This is a genomic window from Sinomonas sp. G460-2 (genome assembly GCF_047759905.1).
Lineage (GTDB): Bacteria > Actinomycetota > Actinomycetes > Actinomycetales > Micrococcaceae > Sinomonas.
The window spans coordinates 1-15,255 of sequence record NZ_JBKZWT010000071.1; the positions used below are offsets into that span (position 1 = coordinate 1).

Sequence of the window (15,255 nt, forward strand, 5' to 3'; positions counted from 1 at the left end):
GTCTCCCGTCCCACGCTGCCCTTCGAGAACCGCACGACCGTGGGCGCGTCGGAGACGGCCACCGCCTCGCGGAGCTCCTCGCGCAGGCGGGTCGCGTCCCGCGGCGCCGCAAGGTGGAGTCCCGGCACGCTCTGGACGAGCGCCATGTCCCACTGGCCGTGATGGCTCGCCCCGTCCGGTCCGGTGACGCCCGCGCGGTCGAGAACGATCGTAACGCCGGCCTTGTGGAGCGCGACGTCCATGAGGAGCTGGTCGTACGCACGGTTGAGGAACGTCGAATACACGGCGACGACGGGGTGCAGGCCGCCGAAGGCCATACCCGCCGCGCTCGTGACGGCATGCTGCTCCGCGATGCCGACGTCGAAGACGCGGTCAGGGTGACGCGCGGCGAACTTGTGCAGGCCCACGGGGATGAGCATCGCGCCCGTGATCCCCACGACGTCGGGCAGCTCGTCGGCGATCGCGGCGATCTCGTCCGCGAACACGCTCGTCCACGACGCCGCTCCACCCGAGGTCATGGGCTCCCCGGTCACGGGGTCGATCACGCCGACGGCGTGGAACTGGTCCTCTTCGTTCGCGCGCGCGGGGGCGTAGCCGCGGCCCTTCTCGGTGATCGCGTGGACGATCACCGGCCCGGCGAAATGCTTGGCTGTAGTGAGTGCGTTCTCGAGCGCCCGCTCGTCGTGTCCGTCCACGGGGCCGATGTACTTCATGCCCAGGTCCTCGAACATGCCCTGCGGCGCCCACCAGTCCTTGACGCCCTTCTTCGCGGCGTGCAGGCCCTTGTAGGCGAAGCGGCCGGCGGGACCGCCCGACTGGAGACGCTTCTTCCAGAACGCGAGCGCGCCCTCGTACGCCGGCGCGGCGCGCACGGCGTCAATCGCGGGGCGCAGCGACGCGAGATAGTCAGCGAGGCCACCCACCGTGGGCGCATACGAGCGGCCGTTGTCGTTGACCACGATCACGACCCGACGGTCCTTGTCCGCCGCGATGTTGTTGATCGCCTCCCACGCCATGCCGCCCGTGAGGGCGCCGTCGCCCACCACGACGACCGTGTAGCGGTCGCCCTGGCCCGTGAGCTTGCGGGCCTTCGAGATGCCGTCGGCCCACGAGAGGGACGAAGACGCGTGCGAGGACTCGACGATGTCGTGCTCGCTCTCGGCACGCGAGGGGTAGCCCGAAAGCCCGCCCTGCTGGCGCAGTGTCGAGAAGTCCTGACGCCCTGTGACGAGCTTGTGGACGTACGACTGGTGCCCCGTGTCGAACACGATGCTGTCGCGGGGCGAGTCGAAGACGCGGTGGATCGCGAGCGTCAGCTCGACGACGCCGAGATTCGGACCCAGATGTCCCCCGGTCTGAGCAACGTTGCGGATGAGGAACCGACGGATCTCTTCTGCCAGATCCGTCAGCTCCCGGGAGGTGAGGCGGTCGAGGTCCTGTGGTCCCCGGATGCTCTCCAGAATGCCCAACGGCGGCTCCTTGCTCGAAACGTGCTCAACCCACTGTAGCGCCTTGCCCCTGCGGGCCCCGGATCGGGCCGTGACGCGCAAGGGCCCCCACCATGGCGGTGGGGGCCCTTGCCTGCGGCCTGGCCGTTGTGCCCGGCTAGCCCAGCATTGGCGCGCTACTTCGAGGAGATCTGGCGCAGAACGTACTGGAGGATGCCGCCGTTGCGGTAGTAGTCAGCCTCACCGGGCGTGTCGATGCGGACGACGGCGTCGAAGGACTTCGCGCTGCCGTCCTCCGCCGTCGCGGTCACCTTGACGGTCTTCGGCGTCGCGCCCTCGTTGAGCTTCGTGATGCCCTCGAAGGAGAACACCTCGTTGCCCGTGAGGCCGATCGTCGCGGCGGACTCGCCGGCGGGGAACTGGAGCGGGAGGACGCCCATGCCGATGAGGTTCGAGCGGTGGATGCGCTCGTAGCTCTCGGCGATGACTGCCTTGACGCCCAAGAGCGCGGTGCCCTTCGCGGCCCAGTCACGGGACGAGCCGGAGCCGTACTCCTTGCCCGCGAGGACCACGAGCGGCGTGCCAGCCGCCTGATAGTTCATCGCGGCGTCGTAGACGTACGCCTGCGGTGCGCCGTCCTGCGTGAAGTCCTTCGTGAACCCGCCCTCGACGCCGTCGAGGAGCTGGTTCTTGATGCGGATGTTCGCGAAGGTGCCGCGGATCATGACCTCGTGGTTGCCGCGCCGCGAGCCGTAGGAGTTGAAGTCCTTGCGCTCGACGCCGTGGGCGAGGAGGTACTGGCCCGCAGGGGTCTCCGACTTGAACGAGCCGGCCGGCGAGATGTGGTCGGTCGTGACGGAGTCGCCGAGCTTGAGCAGTACGCGTGCGCCGTCGATGTCCGAGACGGCGTCCGGCTGCGCCTTCATGCCCTCGAAGTACGGGGGCTTGCGGACGTACGTGGAGTCGTCGCTCCACTCGAACGTCGAGCCGGTCGGCGTCGGGAGGGACTGCCAGCGCTCGTCGCCGTCGAAGATCGTCGCGTAGGACTTCGTGAACATGTCCTGGTCGATCGAGGCGTCCATGACCTGCTGGACCTCTGTCGGGTTCGGCCAGATGTCCTTGAGGAACACGTCGTTGCCGTCGGTGTCCTGGCCGAGGGGCTCCGCGTCGAAGTCGAAGTCCATCGTGCCCGCCAGGGCGTACGCGATGACGAGCGGCGGGGACGCGAGGTAGTTCATCTTCACGTCCGGGTTGATGCGGCCCTCGAAGTTGCGGTTGCCCGAGAGGACCGACGTCACGGAGAGGTCGTTGGCCTGGATGGCCTCGGAAATCTCGGTCTCGAGCGGACCCGAGTTGCCGATGCAGGTCGTGCAGCCGTAGCCCACCGTGTAGAAGCCGAGCTTCTCGAGATACGGGACGAGCCCGGACTTCTCGTAGTAGTCGGTGACAACCTTCGAGCCCGGCGCGACCGAGGTCTTGACCCACGGCTTGGACGCGAGGCCCTTCTCGACGGCGTTGCGCGCGAGGATCGCGGCCGCGAGCATGACGGACGGGTTCGACGTGTTGGTGCACGACGTGATCGACGAAATCGTCACGGCACCGTGGTCGAGCTCGAACTCGCGGCCGTCGGCCATCTTGACGTGCGTGGGCTTTGACGTGCGCCCGAACGCGCCGCTCGCCGCGGACTCGAGGGGGTTGGACAGCCGGGCGGTCTCGTGGACGTGGCTGTCGGCCTGGGTCGTGGACGGGGCGTCCGAGGCGGGGAACGACTCGTCGATCGTCTCGTCGACCGTGCCGTCCTCGACGTGGCCGTCGCCGATCTCGACGTAGTTGTGCAGGTCCTTGCGGAACTGCTCCTTCGCGTCGGCGAGCTCGATGCGGTCCTGCGGGCGCTTCGGGCCGGAAATCGAGGGGACCACCGTCGAGAGGTCGAGCTCGAGGTACTCGGAGAAGCGCGGCTCATGGGCCGCATCGTGCCAGAGGCCCTGCTCCTTCGTGTACGCCTCGACGAGCGCGAGGTTCTCCTCGGAGCGGCCCGTAAGGCGCAGGTAGTCGAGGGTGACCTGGTCGATCGGGAAGATCGCCGCGGTCGAGCCGAACTCGGGGCTCATGTTGCCGATCGTCGCGCGGTTCGCGAGCGGGACAGCCGCGACGCCCTCGCCGTAGAACTCGACGAACTTGCCGACCACGCCATGCTTGCGCAGCATCTCGGTGATCGTGAGGACCACGTCGGTTGCGGTCGCGCCGGCGGGAATCGATCCGGAGAGCCTGAAGCCCACCACGCGCGGGATGAGCATCGAGACGGGCTGGCCGAGCATCGCGGCCTCGGCCTCGATGCCGCCCACGCCCCAGCCGAGGACGCCGAGGCCATTGACCATGGTCGTGTGCGAGTCAGTGCCCACGAGCGTGTCGGGGTAGGCGCGCAGCACCTTGCCTGCAGGGGTCTCAACCTCGCGGGTCATGATCGTGCGGGCCAGGTACTCGATGTTGACCTGGTGCACGATTCCCATGCCCGGCGGGACGACCTTGAAGTCCTCGAAAGCCGTCTGGCCCCACCGGAGGAACTGGTACCGCTCGCCGTTGCGCTGGTACTCGATCTCCATGTTCCGCTCGATCGCGCCCGCATTGCCGAACACGTCGATCTGGACGGAGTGGTCGATCACGAGCTCGGCCGGTGCGAGCGGGTTGACGCGCTCGGGGTCACCGCCGAGGTCCTTGATGGCCTCGCGCATCGTGGCGAGGTCAACGACACACGGAACGCCCGTAAAGTCCTGCATGATGACGCGGGCCGGCGTGAACTGGATCTCCGTGCTCGGCTGGGCGTTCTGGTCCCAGCCGGCCAAGGCGCGCACGTGATCGGCCGTGATGTTGGCACCGTCCTCGGTGCGGAGCAGGTTCTCGAGCAGAACCTTGAGGCTGAACGGGAGGGACTCCGAGCCCTCCACCGCGCTCAGTCGGAAAATTTCATAATCGGTGCCACCGACGTTCAGTACGCCCTTGGATCCGAAGCTGTCCACAGTGCTCAATGCACCACTCCTCTCGCAACACTGCCATCTTTGCCGCGCGGAAGTGACGTTGCTAGTTAGGTAAGCCTTAACTAGCTTGCATCGTGCGCGGACTGGCTCCCTGCGCCAGGGCCCATCCTAGTTCGGCGTGCCCGGCATGAGCAGAGCGACCGTCACATGCGCTCCAGTCCGGTTCTTCTGACGCCAATAACGCGTCCGTCCAGACGCGCCGCTCACTCAACCGATCGAGGAGAATCAACCGGACAGGACGGGGGGGGTCCGCCGGCATCCTCAGCGCATGACGCGCCCCGTGAGCGCCGCTCGGACCTCGGCAACGATCCGCTCGGGCTCCTTCCATACGGTTTCGGGTACGTACCGTAGGCAGAGGTAGCCCCGCAAGGTCGCCGCATTGTTCCGCGACCGGTCTCGCCGCACGGACGCTCGGTCGCTGTGATACGCCACCCCATCGATCTCGACAATGAGGAACCCGGCAATAAGGAAGTCGACGCGACCAACTCCCGGCACGAAGGCCTGGGGTTCAACATCCACGCCCAATTCGCGCGCTATCTCCACTAGTAGGAGGAGGGCCTCGGCCTCCGGCAGCGACTCGACCCGAGGATCGGCCCGGCGAAGCGTGGCAAGGGCCCGGCCGGATTTGCGTGCCAAGAGGTCCTCCTCGAGGAGCTCAATCCGAAGGCCGTGCGCCCTGACGGCCGACGCAACAAGCGGAACGGCGGCGTTGTCGGGGAGGCAGCGGAGGGCGTGGAACACGACGTCCTCAACGGCCGCCAAAGGGAGGGTGTGGTGTGCGGGGTAGCGGAGGCCGCGGTGCAAGAGCGGGGTCGCGGGGCCCGAAGTCCCGCGCAGGTATCCATGGGGGCAACCGAGATGGACCTGCCGCGGAGCGTTGAGGAGCCAGAGTCCGTAGTCCCGTGCAGCCGACGCGCAGCTGACTACTCCGTTGTGCATGATCGCCGCAAGGTAATCCCGCCGACAGTCGGGCGTCGCGTAGACACCTCGCTTTGGTCTGGCAACGTGCCTGGAGAGAAAGGCCAAGTCGCCCCGCCCTAGCCCGACGTCAAGAAGCGTCTTGGCGCGAGCGACACCGCCGAGCGACTGAAGGAGCTGAAGAGGGTCCATCCCCCAAGCAGTTCACGTCATCCACGGCCGCGGGGAAGCTGGCCGACCCGTGTGGACAACACGCCCATTCCGCCTCTCGGGGAGGGCTATTCCGGCCTGCCGGCGCGCGCGATCCTGTCCGATTCACGGACCCCGGAACCGTGTTCCGGCGGGACACGCCGCGTTTCGACCGGTCGAGGAGAATCAACCGGACAGGGGCGCGGGACGGCACGGACGCGGGGCAGGCGGGGGCACGGGCCGGTAGTCAGGCGCGCGGCTCAGGCGCCAGGCTTGAGGAGCCCGACAGTTTCAACGTGGTGCGTGTGCGGGTACAGGTCGAACGCGCGCAGCCACTCGAGGGTCCACCCGGCCTCGCGGAACCAGCCGAGGTCCCGAGCGAAGGACGCGGGGTCACACGCCACATAGGCAAGCCCGCGAGGCGCGGCCGCCACGAGCTGCCGGACGACCTCGCGGCCGGCCCCCGCGCGCGGCGGGTCGAGGATGACTGCGTCGAACTGCTCCCCCGCCCGCTGCCGCAGGACCCGTTCGACCCGGCCTTGGACGACGTCGACGTGCCGCTGCCGCTTGAACGTCCGCCTGGCGTCCCGGCTCGTCCCGGGCGAGCCCTCGACCGAGAGGACTGAACCGGTCTCGCCGACGATCGACGCGAGCGGTGCCGTGAACAGCCCCGCTCCCGCGTAGAGATCGGCCGCCGAACCGCCGTCGCCAAGCACCGGACGCACCGCATCGAGGACGGCGCCCATGAGCGTCTCGGGGGCGCGGCGGTGGATCTGCCAGAAGCCCTCTCCCGTGACGGTGTAATGGAATCCCCCAGCCTCCTCGGCGACGGAACCACGCCCCCGGAGGGTCAGCGGCGCCCCACCCGTCGGGTCGACGACGCTCACGGACGCCTCGCCGTCGATGGCATCGAGCAGTTCGCGCAGTCGGGCCGACGGGACGTCTTCTGACAGGGTGAGCACCACGAGCGGCGCGGTTCCGGCCGCAGGCGCCGCGACCTCGACGCGCGCGACGCCCGTGAGATCGGCATCCCACAGGCCAAGCCGGCCGATCGGAGGCACGGCGAGGGGCATGTCACTCACGGCGACGGTCGCCTCGGATCGGTGGGCGTGCATCGCGAGGTGCCCCGAGGCGTCCACGGCGAAACTGCACCGCGTGCGCCAGTGGAGGCCGTCGTCGTCCGCGCCCTCGGCGCCGGGTCCGCCGACGGGAACAGCTTCGACGTCGACCTCGAGCTCGAGGTGCGCGAGCCGCGACAGCTGCTCGCGCACCACCGCGCCCTTGAGCCGGCGCTGCTCGGCGAGCTCGATGTGGCCGAACTCGGCACCGCCCACGGGGAGCGTCCCCGCGGCGTAGGCGGCGGGGGCATCGGCGGGCGCCCAAAAGTGCGGACGACGCGCGGGCGAGGGCTCGAGCACCTCGACGACGTCGGCGCGCCAGAAGCGCTTCCCCTCCTCGGACTCCGTGAGCCGGGCGCGAACGAGCTCGCCCGGGATGCCATGCCGGACGAAGATCACGCGCCCCTCGTGCCGGGCCACCGTGTGCCCGCCGTGGGCGATCGGGCCGAGCCTGAGTTCGAGTGCTCCGCTCACAGCTCCTGCAGCTTCCGTGCGTCCTCGGAGGACTTGAGCTGCCACGGGACGCTCGCGACCATGACGCCGGGCTCGAAGTGCAAGCGCGCCTTGATGCGCAGCGCTGTCTGGTTGTGCACGAGCTGCTCCCACCACTTTCCGACCACGTACTCCGGGATGTAGACGACGATCAGATCTCGCGGCGACTCACGGCGCATCCCGTTGATGTAGTCGAGGAGCGGTGTCACGGTCTCGCGATACGGGCTCGCGAGCACCGTGAGCGGCACCGGGATGTCGAGCGTCTCCCAGTCCTCGACGGTCTGCGCGGTCTCCTCGGGGCTGATGTCCACGGTCACGGCGTCGAGCCGCGAGGGCCTCGAAGCCCGAGCGTAGGCGAGCGCCCGCAGCACGGGCTTGCGCACATGCGAGACGAGGAGGACGGCGTGCACTCGGCTCGGCAGGGCTCGCGCCGAGGCGTCATCGCCGACTGCGAGCTCGCGCGCCACGTTGTCATAGTGCCTGCGGATGCTCCACATGATGAGGAACAGGACGAACATCGCGAGGATCGCGATCCACGCCCCGTGCTCGAACTTCGTGATCAGCACGATGACGAGCACGGTCGCCGTCATGCCGAAGCCGATCGAGTTGACCACGCGCGAGCGCATGATGCGCTGGCGGGCCGAGCGGTCCTTGACCCGCTGCAGCTCACGGGTCCAGTGCCGGATCATGCCGAGCTGGCTGGACGTGAACGAAACGAACACGCCCACGATGTAGAGCTGGATGAGCTTCGTGACGTCCGCGTCGAACGCGATGATGAGCACGAGGGCGCCCGCCGCGAGGGCGAGCACGCCGTTGCTGAAGGCGAGCCGGTCACCTCGTGTGCGCAGCTGCCGCGGCAGGTAGCCGTCCTGCGCGAGGATCGAGGCGAGGATCGGGAAGCCGTTGAAGGCCGTGTTGGACGCGAACACGAGGATGACGCCGGTCGCCGCGACGACGATGTAGAAGGCGACGCTGCCGCTTCCGAACACCGCGTCGGCGATCTGGCCGATGGCTGGGGTCTGGACGTAGTCCGTGGGAAGCGGGTGGCCGTTCCGCAGGAGCTCGGATGCGGGATCCTGCGCGAGGTGGACGTGCGTCGCGTTCGCGAGGAACAGGATGCCCGCGAGCATTCCGGCCGCGACGACGCCGAGAAGGAGGAGCGTCTTCGCCGCGTTCGCGCTCTTGGGCGGCCGGAAGTTCGGCACGCCGTTGCTGATGGCCTCGACGCCGGTGAGGGCCGCGGCGCCCGAGGAGAACGCGCGCAGCAGGAGGAAGCCGCCCGCGAGTCCCACGAGGCCCTGGTTGAACTCCGAGGACGGCACGATCTGGAACTCCGAGCTCGCCGCGGGGTGCAGGTTGCCCGTGAGGAACTGAACGAGGCCAACGAGCGTCATGCCGATGATCGACACCATGAAGATGTACGTCGGCGCCGCGAAGACCGTGCCCGCCTCTTTCACGCCGCGCAGATTGACGAGCGCGAGGACCAGGACGCCGACCACGGCGATGACTGACTGCTGCCCCTCGAACGCGGGGATCGCCGTCGTGAGATAGTTCGCCGCGGAGGACATCGACACGGCGACCGTGAGCACGTAGTCGACGAGGAGGGCCGACGCGACCGTGAGCCCCGCGAACCGGCCGAGGTTCGTGGTCGCGATCTCGTAGTCGCCGCCGCCGGACGGGTAAGCGTGGACGTTCTGGCGGTACGACGCGACGACCGTGAGCAGGACGAGCATGACGGCGATGCCCACCCACGGCGAAAGAGCGACGGCGCCGACGCCCGCCAGGGCGAGGGTGAGGAGGATCTCGTCCGGCGCGTACGCGACCGAGGAGAGCGCGTCCGAGGCGAAGATCGGCAGCGCGATCCGCTTGGGCAGGAGCGTGTGGCTCAACCTGTCGTTGCGGAACGGACGCCCGACGAGCACCCGTTTGACCGCGTTGAGTATCTGCAGCACTCTGACACGGTATGCGCTCCAGCGCGGCATGTCATAGTCCGTCCCCTGCGCCGCGGCCCGCGGGCCTGTCGCAGATTGGGTAGATTGGGCCTGTGGCTCATTACGTGATCATGGGGTGTGGGCGCGTCGGCGTGTCCCTCGCCCACACGCTCGAAGACTCGGGCCACTCGGTGGCCATCATCGACCAGGACGACCGCGCCTTCCGGCGCCTCCGCCGCACGTTCGGAGGTCGAAAGGTCACGGGGATCGGCTTCGACCGCGAGACGATGCGGCAGGCGGGCATCGAGGAGGCGTACGCCTTCGCGGCTGTCTCGAGCGGCGACAACTCGAACATCCTCGCGACGCGCGTGGCCCGCGAGACGTTCCACGTGCCGCACGTCGTGGCGCGCATCTACGACCCCGGCCGCGCCGAGATCTACCAGCGCCTCGGAATTCCGACTGTCGCCGCCGTCCGGTGGAGCGCCGATCAGGTGCTGCGTCGCATCCTCCCCGAGGCAGGCATCGCGGGTGACTTCCGGGACGCCTCGGGGCGACTCGTCCTCACCGAGGTGGACCTCGACCCCGCATGGCTCGGCCACCCGGTGGCGGCGATCGAGAAGGCCGCTCCGGTGCGCGTCGCGTACCTCACGCGCTTCGGCGAGGGCATCCTGCCGGTCCCCGGGACGAGCTACCAGGAGGGCGACACCGTCCACGTCATGATGCGCCTCAACGACTCGTCAGAAGTGGCCCGCCTGCTCGCGGCGCCGCCCGCCAAGGAGGGCATGTGAAGGTCATCATCGCCGGCGCCGGGAGCGTCGGCTCGTCGATCGCGCGTGAGCTCCTCGCGCACCGGCATGAGGTGCTCCTCATCGATCCCAAGCCCGAGGTGATCGGGCGCAGCGGCCTCCGCGGCGCGAAGTGGCTCATCGGCGACGCGTGCGAGCTCTCGACGCTCAAGGAGGCCAAGGTCGACGAAGCTGACGTCGTCGTGTCGGCGACCGGCGACGACAAGGTGAACCTCGTGGTGTCCCTCCTCGCCAAGACCGAGTTCGGCGTGGGGCGCACGGTGGGGCGCGTCAACAACCCGAAGAACGACTGGATGTTCGACGGTTCGTGGGGCGTCGACGTCGCCGTCAACACGCCGCGGCTCATGACGGCGCTCGTCGAGGAGGCTGTGGAGATCGGCGACGTCGTGCGCCTGCTCACGCTCCAGACCGGCGTGGCGTCGCTCGTCGAGTTCACGGTCCCGCAGCACTCCGACCTCATCGGCCGAACGGTCGGCCAGATCCAGTGGCCCGCGGATGCGACGCTCGTCGCGATCCTGAGGGACCAGGCGCCCATCACGCCGAGCGTCGACGACGTCGTGGACCACCGCGACGAGCTGTTCTTCGTGACAACGATCGCGGCCGAGGAGGAGCTGCGCGCGCTCCTCGCCCCGGGAACCGAAGAGGACGCGGACGAGCTGCGCTCCGACGAGGGCGAGGACGACGGCTTCGACGGTTGACGGCGCGGGTGCGCGGACGACGCGCGGTCAGGCCCGCGCGTCGTCCGCTCGCTCGGTGCCCGGGAGCGGGCGCGAGACGAGCCATGCGAGCCAGATTCCCAGCGCGTAGAGCGGCACGCCGAGGATGAGCCGCATCGCCCCGAGGGCGACGACGCCCGCGTCGCCCATGAGGTATAGCGGTACCTCGACGACGAGGCGCAGCGCGAGGACGGCGACCATGATCCACGTGCCGAGACGGTACTGCCGCGCGCGCTGCGGATCCTGGCGCCAGTGCACGCCCTCGTTGCGCAGGAAGCCGAAGACCACACCCATGAGCGGCCAGCGCACCGCCACGGAGACGGCCAGCGCGACGATATACGCGGCGTTCGTGATGAAGCCCGTGATGTAGAAGTCCTGCGCCTTGCCCGTGAAGAGGGCGAGCGCCGCGGACACCGCGATGCCGACGACGCCGGCAAACGCCTGGGTGGGCGTCGTGCGGCTCGCGAGGCGCACCACGACGAACACCGCCGCGACCACAATCGCGAGGACGATCGGCAGGACGAGCTCGCGGACGATCGTGAACGCGACGAGGAACACGAGGCCCGGGAGGATGCTCTCGAGCACGCCACGGATCCCGCCCGCGCTCCGCAGGACGTCGATCCGGCCGTCGTCGTGCCGGTGGAGGCCCGCCTTCGCGGCGTACGCCGCCGCAAGGTCGGCAACTCCGGGTTCGCGCTCGCGCCCTCCCTCGGCAGGGGGCCGGCTCTCGGGTTCCATGTCAGTCCTCCTTGGCAAGGATCTCGTAGCGCGGGTTGTACATGGTGGGTTCGCCGTGCCGCGTGGACAGCATGCCGGAGAACCGCAGGAGCGTGCTTGCCCCGATCCCGGGAATCTGCTGCCGCCCGAGCCAGATGAGCCGGATGGCCGGGCCTCGCCCGGGGCGCGCCGCGTCCGCCGATTCGATGACCGCGCTGAAGCTCGGGGCCACGGACGGCGAAACGAACGTGACCGAGCGGATGACGCCCTCCCCCGCGACATACCCCCGAGAAGGGAGGTTCAGGAAGTCGAGGGGCGCGGGGACGGGGCTGTCAGCCAAGCTGGGTGATCTCCGGGCCGCGCTCGGGCGACGTCGGGGCGTGCACGCCGTTCTCGGTCTGCTCGGACTGGCCCGGCTCGACCGGGAGCCGGAGGGGAAGGAGCTCACTCGGCGGGAGTGGGGACTCGCCGCGGTCCACGACGACCGAGCGGAAGAGTTCCTCGAGTTCCTCGGCGGCCGCGCGGTCCATGACCGCGTTGCCGGAGATGACGCCGCGCAGGAACCAGCGCGGCCCGTCGACGCCCATGAAATGCGCCACGCGGTAGCCGCGGCGGCCGTCCGCGGTCGAGGTGGGAAGCTTGGCGACGAGCTCGGGGCCGAAGCTGCCCTCGACCTCCTCGACGGTGCCGCCCTGGCTCGCGACGGACTGGGCGATCTGGGCGCGGATTTCTCCCCAGAGCCCTTCGGTGCGGGGGGCGGCGAACGCCTGAACTTGGAGGCTCGATCCGTTGAGGTCCATCGTGACCGCGACGACGCGACGCGTGGCCTCCTCGACCTCGAGGCGGATCTGGAGCCCCTCGACGGGGCGGATGAGGAGCGCGCCGAGGTCAACGTAGCCCACGGCCGCGTCCCGCTCGCTGGCGTCGAACGGCCCCTTGGCGGCCCGGCCGTAACCGCTCTTGTCGGGCTCGGGGTTGCGCTCGGCGACACCGAGGACCGACGGGTCCTCGGCAGTCAGCTTGGCGTTCTTGCCACGTCCGAACAGCACGTCAACTACTCCTTAAGTCAGCCGTCCAGGGCGCAACCGGTTGCGCGAGCCCCGTGACGTGCAGGCACTAGTGCGCCGTGAATCCCCCGGTGGAGCCGAAGCCGCCGGTCCCCCGCGCCGACTCGGAGAGCGAGCCAACGGAGACAAATCGCGCGTACTCGACGCGCTGGATTACCATCTGGGCAATTCTATCGCCGCGACGCAGGCTCAGTGTCTCGCGCGCGTCCGTGTTCAGCAGCGTCACGGCGATCTCCCCGCGGTAGCCCGCGTCGACGGTGCCGGGCGCGTTGACCACGGTGAGGCCGTGCCGGGTCGCCAGGCCGGAGCGGGGGTGGATGAGTGCCACATACCCGAACGGGAGGGCAATGCTCACCCCCGTCGGCACGAGGAGTCGCTCGCCGGGGGCGAGCGAGAAGTCGATGCGTGAGCACAGATCCGCGCCCGCGTCGCCTGGGTGAGCGTACGACGGCGCGGGGAGACCGTCGTCGAGCATCACCACTTCGATGTCCAGAGAAGGCTGCCATTCCTGGGCGGACACGGCGCTGGCCACGGAACCGTCGGTCGTCTGGGCTGCAGTCACCTACCCACTGTATCGGCTTGCGCCCCTGGCCCGCGGCGCCGGCTTTGGCGCTCCGTGCGCGAGGTGGAAAGCTGGGCACATGCCTGATTCGCCGTCTCCTCAGCCCCTCGCGTCCGCGGACCGCCTTTACAGCGAGAAGCTGTGGCCCTCGTGGTGGGTCTGGATCGTGGTGCTCGGCATCTCGGCCGCGTGCATCCTCGTGCTCGCCCCGATCAGTGTCGCGGCGGGGTTCACGGGCGCGGTCGTCGTGTTCCTCGTGCTGAGCGGCATCCTCGTGGCGACGACGCCGGCTGTCGTCGTGACGGCCCGCGAGCTCCGCGCCGGCCGCGCGGTGCTCCCGCGGGAGTTCGTCGCCGCGGCGGAGGGTTTCGCCGGGGACGAGGCGACCGCCGAACGCGGTGTGCGGCTCGACGGCCGGGCCTATCTCTGCATCCGGGGATGGATCAATCCTGTGGTCCGCGTGGATCTCTCCGACCCCGAGGACCCGACCCCTTACTGGCTTGTATCGACGAGGCGGCCAGAACGGCTCGTCGCCGCTCTGGCCGCCTCGAAGGGCTGAGCCGGGCTCAGCCTCTGTGCGCGGTGCGCTTTCGTGCGGGGGCTCAGCCCTCGCACTCCTTGCAGTAGTAGAGCCCGTTCTTCTCGCGGGCGATCTGGGACCGGTGTCGCACCAGGAAGCACGACGCGCACGTGAATTCGTCCGCCTGGGCGGGCAGGACACGCACGAGCAGCTCCTCGCCGGAAAGGTCGGCACCGGGGAGCTCATAGCTGTCCGCGGCCTCCGCCTCATCCTCGTCCACCGAGGCGGACTGCTTGTCCGTGCGCCGCGTCTTCAGCTCTTCGATCGAATCCTCGTTGAGCTCTTCTTCGTTCTTGCGCGGCGCATCGTAGTCGGTCGCCATAGTTATTCGTTCACGCTCCGGTTACTCGCTTCGTCACGTGGCCACTCCACGTAGTCCACTCTCTAACGCACTCGGCCCCCATTTTGTGCCCAGTGACGGAGAGATTGTTCCCGATCGGAGTCCGAAATGCCACTCGTGAACTCGGGAAGTCGCGGCACACCGAGCGAATGCCCTGTAATCCGGGCCCAGAGATGGCATTGTTCTGTGGAGGACTAGGCAAGCTGGAGGCTTCAATGCGGGAGCAACCGCAGGACAATCTGCAGGAACTTCGCCTCGTCGGCGTGCACGACGACGGGCAGCACCTTCTGCTGAGCGCCGGGTCGGGCGCGCATTTCCGGCTCCCCCTTGACGAGGCCCTGCGCCGGGCCATCTCGCGCCCCGCGCCGCAACGCCTCGCGACCTCCGGCGTCACGAACATGACTCCCCGCCAGATTCAGGCCGAGATCCGAGCCGGCGCGACAGCGGAGAGCATCGCGGAATCCTCCGGGATCCCGCTCGCCCGGATCCAGCGCTTCGAGTCACCCGTGCTCGCGGAGCGCGAACACGTGGTCCGGCTTGCCCAAGCCTGCGAAGTCGGCATCACTCCCCCGGCGCACTCGGCGTTCGCGGCAGAGTTCGGCGAAGGCCCGGCGCGCCTCGGCGACATCGTGTCGCATCGGCTCGCGGTCTACGGCGTCAACGCTTCGCGGGTCGAATGGGACTCGTGGCGCCGCCGGGACGGCCTGTGGACCGTTGTGGCCCGCTTCGACCTTCCGGACGGGACGCCCGCCTCCATCGGCGAGGAGCCGCCCGCCACGTGGACCTACAATCCGGTGCGTCGGAGCGTCGCGAACGCGAACCGCTGGGCACAGCAGCTCAGCGAGCTCGAGACCCTCGAGGGGCCCACGTCGCCGCGCCGGCTCTCGATCGTCGACCGCCCGTTCGACGTCGAGGAGGAGCCGAGGCCCACCGAGCAGCCCGACACCGAGCGGCGCGATCCGGAGACAGACCTGCTCGACATGCTTCGCGCCCGCCGCGGGCAGCGGCTCGGCGTCGACGAGAACGCGGACGACGCCCTCGCCCTTCTCCTCACGCAGGGCATCCCCGCGGCCCACCCGCGCCCCGCTGACGCCCCAACCGAGCGGCCGTCGCGGCACGCCGATGGGGGTGCCGAGCGGCCCTCGCGCCATCCGGACAGCGGCCAAGAGCGGCCCTCGCGTCAGGACACCGAGCACGACGACGAACCTCGCCCGCGGCGCCTCGAGCCCGTCCGCGATGGCATCACCTCGCTCTTCCCGCGAATCCCCCGCGCCGACGACTCCGGTCGCTCGCCGGAGGACAGCCATCTGAGACTCGCGCCCGGGCTGAGCACGGC

14 protein-coding genes are annotated in these 15,255 nt (G+C 69.3%); 4 read left to right on the forward strand and 10 right to left on the reverse strand.

What is annotated here, in order from left to right:
- From dxs to ACLN58_RS09330, 5 genes are all read right to left on the reverse strand, one after another.
- A partial coding sequence (gene dxs, locus ACLN58_RS09310; RefSeq protein WP_415854977.1) for a 1-deoxy-D-xylulose-5-phosphate synthase occupies positions 1 to 1,469 on the reverse strand: 1,469 nt, incomplete at its 3' end.
- A gap of 155 nt (positions 1,470 to 1,624) precedes the next feature.
- Complete coding sequence (locus ACLN58_RS09315; RefSeq protein ID WP_415854978.1) at positions 1,625 to 4,474, reverse strand: aconitate hydratase; 2,850 nt, start codon at positions 4,472 to 4,474, stop codon at positions 1,625 to 1,627.
- A 270-nt stretch (positions 4,475 to 4,744) separates the two neighbouring features.
- On the reverse strand, positions 4,745 to 5,422 hold the full coding sequence (locus ACLN58_RS09320) for an endonuclease domain-containing protein (protein WP_415854979.1): 678 nt from the start codon (positions 5,420 to 5,422) through the stop codon (positions 4,745 to 4,747).
- 428 nt (positions 5,423 to 5,850) lie between these two features.
- Positions 5,851 to 7,182, reverse strand: coding sequence for a class I SAM-dependent RNA methyltransferase (locus tag ACLN58_RS09325; protein WP_415854980.1), 1,332 nt, complete (start codon positions 7,180 to 7,182; stop codon positions 5,851 to 5,853).
- Entirely contained in the window at positions 7,179 to 9,182 is a 2,004-nt protein-coding gene (locus tag ACLN58_RS09330; protein ID WP_415854981.1) for an APC family permease, read from the reverse strand. Before ACLN58_RS09330 ends, ACLN58_RS09325 begins: the two co-directional genes overlap by 4 nt.
- A 62-nt stretch (positions 9,183 to 9,244) precedes the next feature.
- On the opposite strand from ACLN58_RS09330, the gene ACLN58_RS09335 reads away from it, so the two are divergent.
- On the forward strand, positions 9,245 to 9,919 hold the full coding sequence (locus tag ACLN58_RS09335) for a potassium channel family protein (RefSeq protein WP_415854982.1): 675 nt from the start codon (positions 9,245 to 9,247) through the stop codon (positions 9,917 to 9,919).
- Entirely contained in the window at positions 9,916 to 10,635 is a 720-nt protein-coding gene (locus ACLN58_RS09340) for a potassium channel family protein (protein ID WP_415854983.1), read from the forward strand. Before ACLN58_RS09335 ends, ACLN58_RS09340 begins: the two co-directional genes overlap by 4 nt.
- A gap of 27 nt (positions 10,636 to 10,662) precedes the next feature.
- On the opposite strand, the gene ACLN58_RS09345 is transcribed toward ACLN58_RS09340, so the two are convergent.
- From ACLN58_RS09345 to dut, 4 genes are all read right to left on the reverse strand, one after another.
- The gene (locus ACLN58_RS09345) at positions 10,663 to 11,391 is read right to left on the reverse strand and encodes a DUF3159 domain-containing protein (protein WP_415854984.1); all 729 of its coding nucleotides are present in this window, start codon (positions 11,389 to 11,391) and stop codon (positions 10,663 to 10,665) included.
- Position 11,392: 1 nt separating this feature from the next.
- Positions 11,393 to 11,710, reverse strand: coding sequence for a hypothetical protein (locus tag ACLN58_RS09350; protein ID WP_415854985.1), 318 nt, complete (start codon positions 11,708 to 11,710; stop codon positions 11,393 to 11,395).
- Entirely contained in the window at positions 11,703 to 12,419 is a 717-nt protein-coding gene (locus ACLN58_RS09355; protein ID WP_415854986.1) for a DUF3710 domain-containing protein, read from the reverse strand. The genes ACLN58_RS09350 and ACLN58_RS09355 overlap by 8 nt, the downstream gene beginning before the upstream one ends.
- Positions 12,420 to 12,486: 67 nt before the next feature.
- Entirely contained in the window at positions 12,487 to 12,969 is a 483-nt protein-coding gene (gene dut / locus ACLN58_RS09360) for a dUTP diphosphatase (RefSeq protein ID WP_415854989.1), read from the reverse strand.
- 109 nt (positions 12,970 to 13,078) lie between these two features.
- Between dut and ACLN58_RS09365 the strand changes: the two genes are divergently transcribed.
- A complete protein-coding gene (locus ACLN58_RS09365) occupies positions 13,079 to 13,558 on the forward strand; it encodes a DUF3093 domain-containing protein (protein WP_415854987.1) in 480 nt (159 codons plus the stop codon).
- Positions 13,559 to 13,601: 43 nt separating this feature from the next.
- On the opposite strand, the gene ACLN58_RS09370 is transcribed toward ACLN58_RS09365, so the two are convergent.
- Positions 13,602 to 13,901, reverse strand: a complete 300-nt coding sequence (locus ACLN58_RS09370; protein WP_043122976.1) for a DUF4193 domain-containing protein — start codon at positions 13,899 to 13,901, stop codon at positions 13,602 to 13,604.
- A gap of 233 nt (positions 13,902 to 14,134) precedes the next feature.
- Between ACLN58_RS09370 and sepH the strand changes: the two genes are divergently transcribed.
- Positions 14,135 to 15,255: septation protein SepH (sepH, locus tag ACLN58_RS09375; protein ID WP_415854988.1), on the forward strand; the 1,121-nt coding region annotated here is incomplete at its 3' end.

What these genes read in the sequence shown, in the direction of transcription:
- ACLN58_RS09320 (WP_415854979.1), bottom strand. Translation starts at nt 5,422, where the DNA reads ATGCACAACGGAGTAGTCAGCTGCGCGTCGGCTGCACGGGACTACGGA.
- ACLN58_RS09330 (WP_415854981.1), bottom strand. Translation starts at nt 9,182, where the DNA reads ATGCCGCGCTGGAGCGCATACCGTGTCAGAGTGCTGCAGATACTCAAC.
- ACLN58_RS09345 (WP_415854984.1), bottom strand. Translation starts at nt 11,391, where the DNA reads ATGGAACCCGAGAGCCGGCCCCCTGCCGAGGGAGGGCGCGAGCGCGAA.
- ACLN58_RS09365 (WP_415854987.1), top strand. Translation starts at nt 13,079, where the DNA reads ATGCCTGATTCGCCGTCTCCTCAGCCCCTCGCGTCCGCGGACCGCCTT.
- ACLN58_RS09370 (WP_043122976.1), bottom strand. Translation starts at nt 13,901, where the DNA reads ATGGCGACCGACTACGATGCGCCGCGCAAGAACGAAGAAGAGCTCAAC.